The organism is Acinetobacter sp. YH12138 (assembly GCF_015218525.1).
Taxonomy (GTDB): Bacteria; Pseudomonadota; Gammaproteobacteria; order Pseudomonadales; family Moraxellaceae; genus Acinetobacter; species Acinetobacter amyesii.
Genome location: NZ_CP048670.1, coordinates 3,214,738 through 3,229,976, shown reverse-complemented (window position 1 = coordinate 3,229,976; position 15,239 = coordinate 3,214,738). Strand labels below are relative to the sequence as shown.

The following is a 15,239-nucleotide window of genomic DNA, read 5'->3' as shown; positions in this document are numbered from 1 at the left end:
GTACATCAAAAGTTAAATTTGTTTAGTCCAATCTGCAACGCAAGATTGGATCAGTTCTGAGGTCTGGTCAAAAAAAGCTTGATCGTGCTGATATGGGTCAGGCACATTTTTACCTTGCCAATGACCTAAACGAAAAGTCTTTCCCTTTGCAAATGGCCATGTCTGTTCAATATGCTTTTGTTGATTTGAACTCATGACCAAAATTAAATCTGATTTTTTGATCAGTTCAGCATTTAATTTTTGGGCAATATGTCCACTCATATCGATGCCAATTTTTTGCATACAGTATTGAGCTTTTTCATCTGCTGCATGTCCAATCATACCTGAGATTCCAGCTGAATAAATATTCAGGTCGGGATGATCTTTTTTTAGGAGATACTCCGCCATAGGACTTCGGCAAATATTACCTACACACACCACCAAAATATTTTTAAATAACATTATTGGCCCAATCTGTCCAAGTTATAGATGATATTTGAGAAAGGAATCACTTGATTGATTACACGCTGCCAGCGAGCTAAACCAGATGCATCAACATAGACAATATCATTGCTGCGCATTTTGAACTGGTTAGCGAGCCCAAAGTCACCGATACTGGTTAAATCTAAATGGTAAATTTCAGTCATCGGGCTATTTACATCGCTACGCACTACGTAGATTTTACCTCGACTTGCTGAAAGTGAGTTAATCCCTAGACTTTCACCGAGGACATCACTGAGGCTCATGCCTTGTTCACGCATTGGTAACGATTGGTTTTTGCCAGACTCTCCCATCACATAAATTTTTTGGTTTTCACGTGAGTTGACATAAATTGTGTCATTTGGTTTGATGAGTAAGTTGTGTAAAGAATATCCAGCTTTTTCAAGTTCAATACTATTGAGTACATAACTTTGACCATTTCTAACTAAGGTTAAAGATGCATTGTCACCAAATTGACTATTTACTCCGCCCGCCATACCTAATGCAGTATAAATACTAGTTGGTTGGTCGGTTAAATTAAACTGACCACCTTTCATCACGTTACCTTGAACAGAAAAACGTTGGCCTTGGTAGGAAAGTACCCGAACAATCACATCTGGGGTTTTTAAGTAACGAGCAAGTTGACTGCGTAATTCCTGATTGACTTGTGTCAGCGATTTTCCGGCAGCTTTATATCGGCCAATAATAGGGAATTGGATATAGCCACTTTGATCAATTTGGTAACCATTTGATTTAATCGCTTCTGCATTGCTTATTGTATTTGTGGGTGGTGTAATTTCAGGATATGCCCATAAATAAATAGATAAAATATCACCCGGATTTAAACGATAACTTTTTTGTTGTTGATTGAATAGATGGGCAAAATTTTGCTGATTTACTTGGGCGGGTTGAACAGCAACTAAATTTTCTTGAGTTAGTTTAATAACATTGACTGTCGAGCCTAAATCAGTCTGAAATGTACCTTCCTTAGGAAGGTCATAGGTTTGTAAGCCTGAAGTAATGGCACAACCCGTCATACTCAGACTCAAAGCTAACATACAGCTATAACGATAGTAACTCACTCGAATACAAATCCTATTTATAAAATTTTTGAATCATTGAAATACGGGTTTAAGTACCCAAATTACTCATTTTAGAATGTTAAGTTTATACTATTCACCTCGTAGAATATAGCTTTACATTTGTTTTAAATCGTAAGTTTAATCAAGGCTTGCATGGATAAATATCTTTATAAAGATCTTGTTGTTATTTGAATTTTTTTAAATATACAAAGTTGGTTTTATAGGGGGATTGTTTAATCCTATAAATATTCTTGATTAAAATTACAGTCGTCATAGAACATCATTACACAATCGAAATTTGATTTTCTGATATAATTTAACGCTATTTACAACATAACGATGATTGATGATTCATCGATGACATAGGCTTCAGTATGTTACAACTCTCCGAATTAAAAATTGCCATAATCGGATTAGGTTATGTCGGTTTACCGCTAGCTGTTGAGTTTGGAAAAAAAGTTCCCGTGGTGGGCTTTGATATTCATCAGAAGCGTATTGATGAATTACGTAGCGGACGTGATCATACCCTAGAAGTTTCTCCTGAAGAATTAGCACAATCAGCTCAATTAAGTTACAGCGCAAATTTAGAAGATTTAAAAGACTGTAATTTCTTTATTGTTACAGTGCCAACCCCGATTGATGAATATAAGCAGCCAGATCTAACGCCATTAGTGAAAGCCTCAGAAAGCATTGCAAAAGTGTTGAAAAAAGGTGATGTGGTTGTTTATGAATCGACCGTTTATCCGGGTGCAACAGAAGAAGTCTGTATTCCTGTTTTAGAGAAAAATTCAGGCTTAATATTCAATCAGGATTTTTATGCAGGCTATAGCCCTGAACGAATTAATCCGGGTGATAAATTACACCGGGTAACCAATATTTTAAAAATCACTTCGGGTTCAACACCAGAAGTGGCTGATTATGTTGATGAAGTCTATAACCTGATTATTGAAGCGGGTACTCATAAAGCAGCTAGCATTAAGGTTGCAGAAGCAGCGAAAGTGATTGAAAACACTCAGCGTGATGTGAATATTGCCTTAATTAATGAATTGGCATTGATTTTCAATAAAATGGGTATTGATACCGAAGCGGTATTACACGCAGCGGGAACAAAATGGAACTTCCTTCCATTCCGTCCGGGTTTAGTCGGTGGTCACTGCATCGGTGTTGACCCGTACTATTTAACGCATAAAGCCCAAGCGATTGGCTACAACCCTGAAATTATTTTAGCGGGTCGTCGTTTAAATGATGGTATGGGCGCTTACGTTGTGACTCAGCTAGTGAAAGCCATGCTGAAAAAACGCATTCAAGTGGAAGATGCCAAAGTCCTCATTTTAGGTTTAAGCTTTAAAGAAAACTGTCCAGATATCCGTAATACCCGCATCATTGATATTGTGAAAGAATTGAAAGAATATCATATTGATGCTGATGTCTATGATCCTTGGGTCGATGGAGCTGAGGCGGAACATGAGTACGGTATTAGCCCTGTGCAGGCGCTGGAAAATGGCAAATATGATGCAGTAATTTTAGCGGTTGCGCATCACCAGTTTAAAGACATGGGTGTAGAGGCGATCCGTGCTTTGGGTAAAGCTGATCATGTGCTGTATGACTTGAAATACGTGTTATCTCAAGCTGAATCTGATCTACGTTTGTAAGGAGCATACCATCATGAATCAATATCAACAGGTATGTGAAAACCTTAAAACAGCGCCTAAAACATGGCTGGTCACAGGTGTTGCGGGCTTTATTGGCTCGAATCTTCTCGAAACATTGCTCAAGCTCAACCAAACCGTAGTGGGTTTAGATAACTTTGCCACAGGTCATCAGTACAATCTTGATGAAGTACAAAGCTTAGTGACGGCTGAACAATGGGCGAAATTCAGTTTCATTGAAGGTGATATCCGCAAATTAGAAGATTGCCAAAAAGCCTGTGCAGGCGTGGATTATGTCCTGCATGAAGCAGCTTTAGGTTCTGTACCGCGTTCGATTGCCGATCCAATTTTGACAAACAGTGCAAATATCACTGGTTTTTTGAACATGATGGTCGCTGCGCGCGATGCAGGTGTATCAAGTTTTACTTATGCAGCCAGCAGTTCAACCTATGGTGATCATCCTGCATTGCCAAAAGTTGAGGAAAACATCGGTAAGCCATTATCTCCATATGCAGTAACGAAGTACGTCAATGAATTATACGCAGACGTATTTGCAAAAACGTATGGCTTTAAAACGATTGGCTTGCGTTACTTTAATGTCTTTGGTCAGCGCCAAGATCCGAAAGGGGCTTATGCGGCGGTGATTCCAAAATGGACTTCATCGATGATTGCTGGTGAAGACGTGTTTATTAATGGTGATGGTGAAACCAGCCGTGATTTCTGTTTTATTCAAAATGTTGTGCAAGCGAATATTTTAGCTGCGACAACGCAAAGCGATGAAGCAAAAAATCAGGTCTATAATGTTGCATTAGGTGACCGCACGACTTTGAATGAGTTGTACCGTGCCATTCAGGCAGCGCTTGCAACTAATGATGTGAACTTTGAGCGTGATCCTGTTTACCGTGAGTTCCGTGCAGGTGATGTACGTCATTCACAAGCGAGCATTGCCAAAATTGAGCAACATTTGGGTTATGCACCGCAGTATAAAATTGCCGAAGGCATTCAATTGGCCATGCGTTGGTACGTCAATAACTTAAAATGATCTTGAGCAGATGATTGCGAAACTGTTTGCAAAATATCAGTCCATTGGACTGATTACACTCAGTTTACTGGTCGGTGCGATAATGACATTTATCGCACTTCCTGTTTTAACACGCCTATATTCTGTTGCTGACTTTGGGGCTTACGGGATTGCATTGGCGATAGTCAGTGTTATATCGACGGTGGCGAATTTACGTCTTGATCAAGCTTTATTGGTTGCCGAAGAAGGTGATAAAAAAAGCCTGATCTTTGAAGGGGCTATATTCTCAACAGTAATCGCTGTGATGAGTGGCATCGTTATCAGCGTGATTTTAAATGTTGAAATGGCGTTTGCTGTGGCAACGGGTGTGCTTGCCAATACCCTGATTCAAAGCCTATATAATTATCAATTTTCCGCACATAAAGAATATTTTTGTGCAGGTTTAAATATTTTTAGAAGTGCCATTGTCGTGTTGGTGCAACTCTCGTTGCCATTCGTGATGCAGATCAGCTTGGTGAATAGTTATAACGTCAGCTCGATTATCATGATTGTGGCGGTGCTGATTTATTTACTAAAGAATCAACTGTATCAAGTGAGTTGGCAAGCATTTAAACATTACAAAGATTTTATTTATGCCAATACACCTCATGCCTTGCTGAATAGTTTTTCGCATAATTTGCCTTACTATGTGGTGTCGCATTTTGTCGGTGTGCAGGCGATGGGCTTCTATGCCATTGTCGAAAGGACTTTGCGTGTTCCGATTAATTTGATTTCGCAAACTTTGCGTCAGTTCTTTATTCGCAAATTTAAAACCACGGATTCCAATCAAAGTGCTTTAAAGGCGAGTGTACTACTCAGTCTGGTTTCACTGCCATTATTTGCTTTGGTCTTTGTATTGCCTGAATCTTTATATTTATGGGTTTTTGGCAGTGAATGGGTGGGTATTTCGAGCTATTTCCAAATTTTAGCTTTGGGCTATTGGGCGATTTTCTGTAATCCGCCAAGCTCAGCTTTTCTGATTGCTAAGCGCAATAGCCAAGTGCTGTTTAAGTTGCAAATCGTAGAACTCATGATTAAGTTCGCTTTATTTGCAGGCTTCTATGCAGTCTTTGCTGATAAAGTATATATGTTGCTTGCGGTGCCTGTAGCACTGATCATTTATAACTTTGCCATTTTGTATGTGGTGTGGAGAAACAAAAGCTGATGTTTTTTAAACTGTTAAAACTGATGAATTGGTTCACTGCACAATGCCGTCAGCAATTTTATAACCTGGCTTTTGGCACGAAATTTCGTTATTTCGGTAAAGCTTGTACGGTCGAAATTAGTGGACAAGTGAAGATTGGTCAGAATGTTTATATTGGCGATCATGTCAGTTTAATTGTCGAGCAAGGCGCAAGCTTAGAAATCGCGGATAACAGTTTTATTGGTGAAAGTTGTTACATCAAGTGCTTTGGTGGCAAGGTGTCGATTGGCAAAGATGTCAGTATTAACTCTAAGTCATTTATCAATGGCTGTGGCGGTGTGAGCATTGGCGATAACACCCGTATTGGTACGCAAAGTATCATCATTGCCAGCAATCATAAATTTGGTGAACCTGATGTGTTGGTGAAAGATGCGATTACCAAACAAGGGGTCAGTTTAGGCGAAAATATTTGGCTGGGTGCGCGGGTGACGGTACTTGATGGTGTGAAAATTCCAAATGATTCGGTGATTGGCGCGTGCAGCCTTGTGTCGAAACCTTTGGACGAATCAGGTGTCTATGTCGGTAGTCCTGCCAAAAAAATCAAATCGCTCTGATCTTATTTTTCATCCTGCATCGTGACTGCGGTTTCCATATCCTAAAGTGGATTTTCAGCGTAAAATAGCTGACTTATTTTCCTCCTTTTAAGTTGCCTCGCCTCATTCAGGTATTGTGTATGTCATTTATGGTTTCTGCTTTTCGACAGCTGTTTGATTTGGCTTATTTTATGGCAAAAGGCAGTGTGGCTTATGCACGTAAGAAAGGTGTGACAGTCGGGGAAAACTGCCGAATCTATATTAAAAGTTGGGGCTCGGAACCGTTCTTGGTCAGTATTGGCGATCATGTGACGGTCACTTCAGGAGTGAAATTTATTACCCATGATGGCAGTACCTGTTTAGTCAAAGATGCGCAAGGTAAACGCTACCAACGCTTTGCACCAATTCAAGTGGGATCGCATGTGTTTATTGGGGTCAATACTATTGTAATGCCGGGTGTAAGCATTGGCTCCAACGTGGTGATTGGCGCAGGCTCGGTGGTGACCAAAGACATTCCTGATCACAGTGTGGCGATTGGCGTACCTGCCAAAGTGGTATCCAGTTTTGTCGACTATCAAGCCAAAATTCAAAGCACCTGTGCCAGTGATAGTGAGCTGGCAGGTATCACGGATTATCGTGAGCGTGTTGAGCGTGCCATGGCGATTCAAGCCTCAAAAACACCGCATTAATATTCTCCCATTTTAAAATTTAGGTTTGATTATGTTGAATAAAGTCATGTTCTTTTTGCCAAGCTTGGGCGGTGGCGGTGCAGAACGTACAGTCATTCAACTCGCCAATAGCTTTGCAGAACAAGGTCTGAATATTCATTTGGGCGTGTGTGATGTCACAGGTGATAAAGCTAAACTTTTTCCTGAAGTCAGCCCGAAAATTGAGTTGGTCAATTTTAATTGCGGTCGGGTGATGAATAGCATCACGCCTTTAAAAATAAAAATGAAAGCTGAGCAATACGACTGCTTAGTCGCAACGCAAACCCACACCAATATTGTGGCAGGTATTGCGAAAAAACTCGCAGGTGTTAAAACGCGATTAATCTTCCGTGAAGTATCTACGCCGTCCAAAAACTTAAAATTGCAAGGTCTTGCCAAATTTTTGCTGAAAACTTTGGTGAATTGGACTTATCCCATGGCACAGCAAGTGGTCTGTGTTTCCAAAGGGGTTGAAGCCGATTTTCGTGAATATTATGGCTATAAAAATAATAATCTGAGCACGATTTATAACCCTGTATTGGATGATGCCTATTTTGAAAAACTCAAAGCGCCAGTCACACACAAATTTTTAAATGATGACCATAAAGTGATTTTGGCAGTGGGGCGTCTCACTGAAGCAAAGAACTTTGGTTTTCTGATCCGCTCCTTTAAAGCCTTGCATGATCAGCATCCTGAAACCCGATTATTGATTTTAGGTGAGGGCGAACTGCGTGCAGAGTTTGAGGCTTTAGTTGCTGAATTGGGTTTAAAAGACGTGGTGGATTTGCCGGGCTTTGATGCCAATCCATACGCTTATTTTAAATATGCATCGCTATTTGTTTTAAGCTCGAATTGGGAAGGCTTGCCGGGTGTACTTATTCAAGCCTTAGCCTCTAAAGTGAAAGTGGTGAGTACCAACTGTCCAAGTGGACCAATGGAAATTCTAGAAAACTCTAAGTTTGGTTTATTGGTTGAATGTAATGATCAGGCAGGTTTAACCCAAGCGATGCAGCAAGCGATATTTGCAGATTATGTGCAATATCAAGATGCTGATTTTGAATCACATATTCAGCAGTTTCATAAGCAAACCGTGCTCAAGCAGTATTTGCGAATGATGGAGTCGGCGGCATGAGCAAACCCTTGATGGTACATGTGATCACCAACTTTGCAGGCGTGGGGGGTGCCGAAATGATGTTGGCACGCTTAATTCAGCAAACTGAACATGACTATCAGCACGTGATCATTGCACTGATGAAAACTTCCGAGGTGTATCAAAGTACTTTAGAGCGTTGTCAGTCGCATTATGCGCTCGGTTGGAATGGTTTAAATACGCTGAGTACGGTGAGTCAGCTGCGCGCATTACTCAAAAAGCTACAGCCCGCAACGGTGCAATGCTGGATGTACCATGCCAATGCATTGACCAGTATGAGTGTTATTGGTTTAGCGAAAAAACCAAAGGTCGTATGGGGTATTCATCATTCTCTTGCTTCTCCTAAAGATGAATCAATCAGCACCAAGATTGCCTTGGGCATAAGTAAAATACTATCACAGCAACCTAGTGCTATTATTTATTGTGCGCATTCGTCTATGCAGCAGCATCAGGCCTTCGGCTTTAAAAATGGCAATAGCCAAGTGATTGCCAATGGCGTGTTTCTCGATAAATTTCAGCCTAATCCCCAATTGCATGAACCAATCGTGATTGGTTTTGCAGGGCGTTATCACACGGCCAAAGGCTACCCCTATTTATTTGAAACCATGGGCTTACTCAAGGATCAAGACATCATCTTTAAAATTGCAGGTAGCGGAGCGAGTTTAGAGAATCCTGAAGTAAAGGCTTTATTCGATCAATATCAATTGGATAGTCAAAAAGTCCATTTATTGGATCAAATCTCAGATATGCCTGCTTTTTATCAATCGATTGATGCATTCCTCATGACTTCAATTACCGAAGGTTTTCCGAATGTGTTGGTGGAAGCAATGGCATCGGGTTTGCCTTGTATTAGTACCGATGTTGGTGATGCGCAATATATTGTGCAAGAGCTTGGCGAAATTGTACCGCCGCGCAATTCGGCTGTATTGGTGCAAGCAATTTTAAATTATGTGCAGCAAAGCAATGATGAAAAATTGCAGTTGAAACAAGCCGTGCGTGAGCGCGTAGAAGCACATTTCAGTATTGAGAAAGTGAGTCAGCAATATATGCAAGTTTGGGAGCAAAGCCGTTGAAATTTCTGATGATCAGCAGTTTTTTGCCTTCTGTTTTAAATTTCCGCGGGAAACTGTTGGAAGCTATTCATGCACAAGGCTACGAAATTCATATTATGGCGCCTGAATTCGCATCATTCCCTGAAGAACAGCAAAAACTGCAAGCCCTTGGCTATTATCTGCATGAAATTCCCATGCAGCGCACAGGCACCAATCCGCTGTCGGATTTAAAACTGTTAAAACATCTCTATCAGAATATCCGTCAAATTCAGCCTGACTACGTACTGTCCTATACGATTAAGCCTGTGATTTATGGCACGCTCGCGTCATGGCTGGCGAAAGTGCCGCATCGTTTTGCTTTAATTACTGGTCTGGGTTATGCCTTTCAAAATGTAGAAGCGGGTAAGCGCAGTCTATTTCAAAAACTGGTGCATGGCTTATATGCGCAAGCGCTCAAACGTAGCGACAAAGTTTTTTTCCAAAACCCAGACGATTTAAAGCTGTTCCAAGACATGCACTTACTGGATGCTAGTAAGCCGACGGTGGTGGTGAATGGTTCAGGGGTGAATGTGCAAGACTTTGATGTCTTGCCCTTACCGCAAAATGATGTGGGGACAGTTAAAGCCTCATTTTTACTTATTGCACGGCTTTTGGGTGATAAAGGTGTGCGCGAATACGCTGAATCGGCGCGCATCATCAAAGCACAATATCCTGAATCGGAATTTCATTTGGTCGGTTGGATTGATGACAATCCATCTGCCATTTCGCAAGTAGAACTCGATACGTGGATTGCCGATGGTCGCCTCAAATATTGGGGGAAACTCAGTGATGTCAGACCGGCTATTGCCCAAAGTTCAGTATATGTATTGCCATCCTACCGTGAAGGCACGCCACGTACGGTATTAGAGGCGATGGCTATGGGACGGGCTATTATTACCACCGATGCACCAGGTTGTCGTGAAACGGTATCGCACGGTGTGAATGGTTATTTGGTCGGAGTGAAGTCTGTAGATGATTTGGTGCAATGCATGCAATACTTTATTGAAGATCCAAAACTGATTGAGTATATGGGACAGCGTTCGCGAGAAATTGCGCTGAATAAATATGATGTGCATCAAGTGAATAAGCACATGATGGCTGAAATGGATATTCATTAAAGGCGATTTACCCAATTTAAGAGGCGATCCAGATGACCTTAAAATATATAAAAAGTGATTTATACCGTTATACGGGCAATCTTGGTTTTAAATCATTTTTAAAAACTTATTTATTTAATCGCGGCTTTAATTTTTCATTTTGGCTGCGTTTGGCCAGTGCAAAATCGTTTTGGGCGAAGTTGGCTTATCCCATTTATTATTATAAAAAAAAGCATTACCGCATAGATATTCATACCACAACTCAAATTGGATATGGTCTGTTTATTGGTCATGGCGGGCCGCTAGTTGTTAACCCTACGACTGTGCTTGGCAATAATGTAAATTTATCGCAATTTACAACGATTGGTGCCAATGGCGGCCGTCAAGCTGCAGAAATTGGTGACAATGTTTATATTGGGCCGAATGTTTGCATCATTGAGCATGTCAAAATTGGCAATAATGCCACTATCGGTGCGGGCAGCGTTGTGACGAAAGACATTCCTGAAAATGCAACTGCGGTAGGAAACTACGCGAAAGTTATCAGCATGAATAACCCAGGTCATGCAGTCAATCGTCGTTGGACCGATCTCTAAACGACTATATTTTCGGGATCTTTTGGAATGGGCACTACTTGAGTCCCTTTGACGGTTGAAATATTTTACAAATCTGATGGTCTCGAACAGGGTATAATCATTGCTAGAAATGGATACCATTCCCCCATCTTCATCTAATCTTAAGAGTGAACCATGTTAAAGCGCTTATTGGATATTGTGATCGCATCATCTGCGCTGGTGCTGCTGTCTCCTGTTTATGCTTTAGTGGCTTATAAGGTGAAAAAGAATTTAGGTTCACCTGTTTTATTCCGTCAGGTGCGTCCGGGTCTGCATGGCAAGCCGTTTGAAATGGTAAAGTTCCGCACCATGAAAGATGCACTTGATGCGCAGGGCAATCCATTACCTGACAGTGAGCGTCTGACGCCATTCGGAAAAATGCTCCGTGCCACCAGTTTGGATGAAATGCCTGAACTGTGGAATGTGATTAAAGGCGATATGAGTATTGTCGGACCACGACCACTGTTGATGGAATATTTACCGCTCTATAATCGTGAGCAAGCCAAGCGTCATAACGTGCGTCCGGGCATCACAGGACATGCTCAAGTGAATGGTCGCAATGCCATTTCATGGGAAAAAAAGTTTGAACTCGATACTTGGTATGTGGAAAATCAGTCTTTATGGCTCGATTTTAAAATCATGCTAAAAACCGTGAAAAAAGTGATCGCCAAAGATGATATCAGTGCTGAAGGCGAGGCAACCATGACAAAATTTACCGGCACACCGGAACAAAAAAAATGACAACACTCTATGCGATTTACGGAGCTTCAGGTTGTGGGCGTAGCCTGATGCCTGTCGCGCGTCAGCAATTGGCACGTCAAGGTGATGCGTCTGAAATGATCTTTATCGATGATGCTTTAACAGACATTGCTTCGGTCAATGGTCATCGTGCCATGAATTACCAAGCGTTTCTCAATGAATTTTCTTCTGAAAAATACGTGCAAATTGCGATTGCCAATAGTCGTGTGCGTGAAAAAATTGCTCAGCGTTTAGAAGCGGATGGCATTCAGCTTTGGTCGATCACTGCTGACCATGTGGTTTTAATGGATCAAATTGAATTCGCTGAAGGTTCTGCTTTGAGTCCTTTTGTCAGCATTGGCTCCAATGTCAAAATCGGCAAGTGTTTTCATGCCAATTTATACAGTTATGTCGAGCATGATTGTGTGATTGGGGATTTCGTTACTTTCGCGCCAGGCGTAAAATGCAACGGCAATATTCATATACATGCGCATGCCTATATTGGCGCGGGTGCGATGATTAAGCAGGGCACACCTGATCAGCCTTTAGTGATTGGTGCGGGTGCGATTGTGGGTATGGGTGCTGTCGTGACCAAAAGTGTACCCGCAGGCGTCACCGTGGTGGGTAATCCTGCCCGAATTGTGACTACAAAATAGATTTTTAAACTCGATTTTTAGACTGGGAAAATTCCATGTTAAACAGTGCATTTGAGCCTTGGCCAAGTTTCACCTCAGCTGAAGCAGATGCGGTGTCAAAGGTCCTTTTATCCAATAAAGTCAATTATTGGACAGGACAAGAGTGCCGTGAGTTTGAAAAAGAATTTGCAGCATTTGCACAGACGCAGTATGCCGTCGCTGTAGCGAATGGCACAGTCGCACTGGATTTGGCCTTAAAAGCCCTTGGCATTGGCACAGGCGATGATGTGATCGTCACGTCACGGACATTTCTTGCATCTGCCAGTTCAATTGTGACGGCTGGTGCCAATCCTGTTTTTGCCGATGTTGAATTGGATTCACAGAATATTTCACGCAGTACCATTGAAGCTGTGCTTACTCCGAAAACCAAAGCCATTATTTGTGTGCATTTGGCGGGTTGGATGTGTGATATGGATCCGATCATGCGGTTGGCTGAGGAAAAAGGCTTTTTTGTGATTGAGGATTGTGCCCAAGCGCATGGTGCAATGTACAAAGGAAAATCAGCTGGTTCCATCGGTCATATAGGCGCATGGTCTTTCTGCCAAGACAAAATCATGACCACGGGCGGTGAAGGTGGCATGGTCACTACCAATGACGAAAGTCTGTGGAAAAAAATGTGGTCATATAAAGATCACGGTAAAAACTTTGATAGCGTGTATAACAAGCAACATCCACCGGGCTTCCGCTGGCTGCATGACTCATTTGGCACCAACTGGCGCATGATGGAAATGCAGGCGGTGATTGGCCGTTTACAGCTCAAACAAATGCCAGAATGGACTGCAAAACGTAATGCCAATATGGTGCGTATCCAAGCGGCGTTTGATAATAGTCCGTATTTTACTGTAGCAAAACCATCTGTTGAATATGTGCATGCAGCCTATAAATGCTATGTTCAAGTCAATGTCGATGCATTACCCAACGGCTGGTCGCGTGATCGAATCATGGCAGAAATCAATGCATTGAATGTGCCTTGTTTTAGCGGCTCGTGTTCAGAAGTGTATTTAGAAAAAGCATTTGATGGTACGCCTTGGCGTCCTGCGCAGTCTTTACCGCAAGCTAAACAGCTCGGTACAACAAGTTTAATGTTCCTTGTACACCCAACATTGTCTGAGCATAGCCTGCAAAAAACCGTGGATGCGATTCAAGCAGTGATCGCAAAAATCTTAACCTGAAAAGCGCGTATAATATTCGTTCTCATCCGCTTTATTGACCCCATTTGAGCATCTTGTGAAAGACTTTATCCGTTCTATAGCATCATTACCGCGTCGCCAAAAACAAATCGTTTTGGTGCTGATGGATATCTGTGTTTTACCGTTAATGATGTGGCTGGCATATGCCATACGTTTGGCACGTCCTAATGTTCAGGTCATGCAAGGACTGGATGCTTGGTATATTTATGTCGGTGTAGTTGGCATTCTGATTTTTGCATTGCTCGGTATTTACCGTGCAATTGTGCGTTCATTTAATGAAGATTATTTGCTGCGAATTTTAGTTGGAACATTTATTCAAATCGTGGCGCTGTACACGATTAAAAAACTCAATGTCGCTTTTATTCCCATGAGTATTCCGCTCATGTATGGCTTTATGCTGTTTTCATACATGTGGTGGAGCCGTGCCGTCATTCGCTACGCTACTCTTAAAACTTTTGCCAAAAAACAGACCCGTAAGCGTGTGGCAATTTATGGCGCAGGGCTGGCAGGACAACAAATTGCAGCAGCTTTAAACCGCTCAGATGATTATTTACCGGTGTGTTTTATTGACGATAAGCGCTCCTTACAAGGTCAGTCACTGAGTGGTTTAAAAATTTATTCACCCAAAAAAGCGCAAGCAAAACTTGGAAAATTTGGCATTGAAGAAGTTTTGCTGGCAATGCCTTCTGTCGGTCGAACCCGTAAAAAAGAGATCATTGAATCGTTTGATTCAGCAGATGTCAAAATTATGGAGTTGCCGGGTGTAACCCAGTTGGTCGATGGTCAAGTCCAAGTCTCTGATATTCGTGAAGTGGATATTATTGACTTACTTGGTCGTGATCCTGTACCGCCAAAGCCTGAGCTGTTAGAAAAAAATATTAAACATAAAGTGGTGATGGTGACAGGGGCAGGGGGCTCCATTGGCTCTGAGCTGTGCCGTCAGATCGTCAAGCACCAGCCGAAAATGCTGGTGCTGTTTGAGATGTCTGAATTTGCTTTGTATTCAATCGACCGCGAATTGCAGGCTTCTGATATACAAATTATTCCAGTGCTAGGTTCTGTCACCAATCAGCAAAAATTAGAACGTATTATTCAAGAGTACAAAGTGCAGACGGTTTATCACGCTGCAGCTTATAAACATGTACCACTTGTTGAAGCAAACCCATTTGAAGGTATTTATAATACTTCCATTGGTACACAGCGTAGTGTAGATGCAGCGGTAAAACAAAATGTTGAAACTTTTGTTTTAATTTCAACCGATAAAGCCGTACGCCCGACCAATGTCATGGGTGCATCCAAACGGATGGCGGAACTCTACTGTCAGGGTTTGGCATCGACACATCCAAACACCCAAATCAGTATTGTGCGTTTTGGTAATGTACTGGGTTCGTCAGGTTCTGTCGTCCCTTTGTTTAAAAAGCAGATTGCTCAAGGCGGGCCTGTTACAGTAACGCACCCAGAAGTTACGCGTTATTTTATGACCATTCCTGAAGCTGCGCAGTTGGTGATTCAAGCAGGGGCAATGGGTACTGGCGGTGATGTGTTCTTATTGGATATGGGTGAACCGGTTAAAATTGTGGATTTGGCCAAACAAATGATTCGTTTGAGTGGTTTTCGAGCAATAGATGAAAATGGTATAGGTGATATTGAGATACAATTTACCGGTTTACGGCCGGGTGAAAAATTGTATGAAGAGTTGTTAATTGATTCTGAAAATGTTGAAAAAACTGGTCATGAAAGGATTTTAAAGTCTTATGAAATTTTTTATGATTTTGGTGATATTTCTTCCGTATTTAATAGTTTAGATGGTTTTGAAGATTGTACAGATGATTATGTTAAATTATTGAATATATTTGTTAAGTATGTTGATGGGTATAAGAAATCAATTTAAATTAACTATTGATTAATGCTTTATAAAATTGTCAATAATGTAACTTTTTATAATTTTTTTATTTTTAGAGATGGTAAACTTA

Annotated in this window: 15 protein-coding genes; 13 read left to right on the top strand and 2 right to left on the bottom strand. The window is 41.4% G+C overall.

The window, feature by feature from the left end; all coding sequences use genetic code 11:
• Window positions 1–12: 12 nt before the first annotated feature.
• Entirely contained in the window at window positions 13–441 is a 429-nt protein-coding gene (locus tag G0029_RS15710) for a low molecular weight protein-tyrosine-phosphatase (protein ID WP_180003627.1), read from the bottom strand.
• Window positions 441–1,517 (bottom strand): polysaccharide biosynthesis/export family protein, encoded by a 1,077-nt coding sequence (locus tag G0029_RS15705; protein ID WP_180110097.1) that lies wholly within the window; start codon window positions 1,515–1,517, stop codon window positions 441–443. Before G0029_RS15705 ends, G0029_RS15710 begins: the two co-directional genes overlap by 1 nt.
• A gap of 398 nt (window positions 1,518–1,915) precedes the next feature.
• On the opposite strand from G0029_RS15705, the gene tviB reads away from it, so the two are divergent.
• The 13 genes from tviB (at window position 1,916) to G0029_RS15640 (ending at window position 15,157) form a co-directional block, all read left to right on the top strand.
• A complete protein-coding gene (tviB, locus tag G0029_RS15700; RefSeq protein ID WP_180110066.1) occupies window positions 1,916–3,193 on the top strand; it encodes a Vi polysaccharide biosynthesis UDP-N-acetylglucosamine C-6 dehydrogenase TviB in 1,278 nt (425 codons plus the stop codon).
• A gap of 13 nt (window positions 3,194–3,206) precedes the next feature.
• The gene (locus tag G0029_RS15695) at window positions 3,207–4,232 is read left to right on the top strand and encodes an NAD-dependent epimerase/dehydratase family protein (RefSeq protein ID WP_180110067.1); all 1,026 of its coding nucleotides are present in this window, start codon (window positions 3,207–3,209) and stop codon (window positions 4,230–4,232) included.
• Window positions 4,233–4,242: 10 nt separating this feature from the next.
• Window positions 4,243–5,415, top strand: coding sequence for a lipopolysaccharide biosynthesis protein (locus G0029_RS15690; RefSeq protein ID WP_180110068.1), 1,173 nt, complete (start codon window positions 4,243–4,245; stop codon window positions 5,413–5,415).
• Window positions 5,415–6,008 carry an acyltransferase gene (locus tag G0029_RS15685; protein WP_180110069.1) on the top strand — a complete coding sequence of 198 codons (594 nt, stop codon included), beginning with the start codon at window positions 5,415–5,417 and terminating at the stop codon, window positions 6,006–6,008. The genes G0029_RS15690 and G0029_RS15685 overlap by 1 nt, the downstream gene beginning before the upstream one ends.
• A gap of 119 nt (window positions 6,009–6,127) precedes the next feature.
• Window positions 6,128–6,676, top strand: a complete 549-nt coding sequence (locus G0029_RS15680; RefSeq protein ID WP_180110070.1) for an acyltransferase — start codon at window positions 6,128–6,130, stop codon at window positions 6,674–6,676.
• Between the two features lie 31 nt (window positions 6,677–6,707).
• Window positions 6,708–7,826: a glycosyltransferase gene (locus G0029_RS15675; protein WP_180110071.1), complete on the top strand. Its 1,119-nt coding sequence runs from the start codon at window positions 6,708–6,710 to the stop codon at window positions 7,824–7,826.
• The gene (locus tag G0029_RS15670) at window positions 7,823–8,917 is read left to right on the top strand and encodes a glycosyltransferase (protein ID WP_180110072.1); all 1,095 of its coding nucleotides are present in this window, start codon (window positions 7,823–7,825) and stop codon (window positions 8,915–8,917) included. Before G0029_RS15675 ends, G0029_RS15670 begins: the two co-directional genes overlap by 4 nt.
• A complete protein-coding gene (locus G0029_RS15665) occupies window positions 8,914–10,053 on the top strand; it encodes a glycosyltransferase family 4 protein (RefSeq protein ID WP_180110073.1) in 1,140 nt (379 codons plus the stop codon). The genes G0029_RS15670 and G0029_RS15665 overlap by 4 nt, the downstream gene beginning before the upstream one ends.
• Before the next feature lie 32 nt (window positions 10,054–10,085).
• Window positions 10,086–10,625 carry a serine O-acetyltransferase gene (locus G0029_RS15660; RefSeq protein ID WP_180110074.1) on the top strand — a complete coding sequence of 180 codons (540 nt, stop codon included), beginning with the start codon at window positions 10,086–10,088 and terminating at the stop codon, window positions 10,623–10,625.
• A gap of 153 nt (window positions 10,626–10,778) precedes the next feature.
• Entirely contained in the window at window positions 10,779–11,384 is a 606-nt protein-coding gene (locus G0029_RS15655) for a sugar transferase (protein ID WP_180110075.1), read from the top strand.
• Window positions 11,381–12,037 (top strand): NeuD/PglB/VioB family sugar acetyltransferase, encoded by a 657-nt coding sequence (locus G0029_RS15650; protein ID WP_180110076.1) that lies wholly within the window; start codon window positions 11,381–11,383, stop codon window positions 12,035–12,037. Before G0029_RS15655 ends, G0029_RS15650 begins: the two co-directional genes overlap by 4 nt.
• A gap of 35 nt (window positions 12,038–12,072) precedes the next feature.
• Window positions 12,073–13,248 carry a DegT/DnrJ/EryC1/StrS family aminotransferase gene (locus G0029_RS15645; protein WP_180110077.1) on the top strand — a complete coding sequence of 392 codons (1,176 nt, stop codon included), beginning with the start codon at window positions 12,073–12,075 and terminating at the stop codon, window positions 13,246–13,248.
• A 55-nt stretch (window positions 13,249–13,303) separates the two neighbouring features.
• Window positions 13,304–15,157 (top strand): polysaccharide biosynthesis protein, encoded by a 1,854-nt coding sequence (locus tag G0029_RS15640; protein WP_180110078.1) that lies wholly within the window; start codon window positions 13,304–13,306, stop codon window positions 15,155–15,157.
• The last annotated feature ends 82 nt before the right edge of the window (window positions 15,158–15,239 follow it).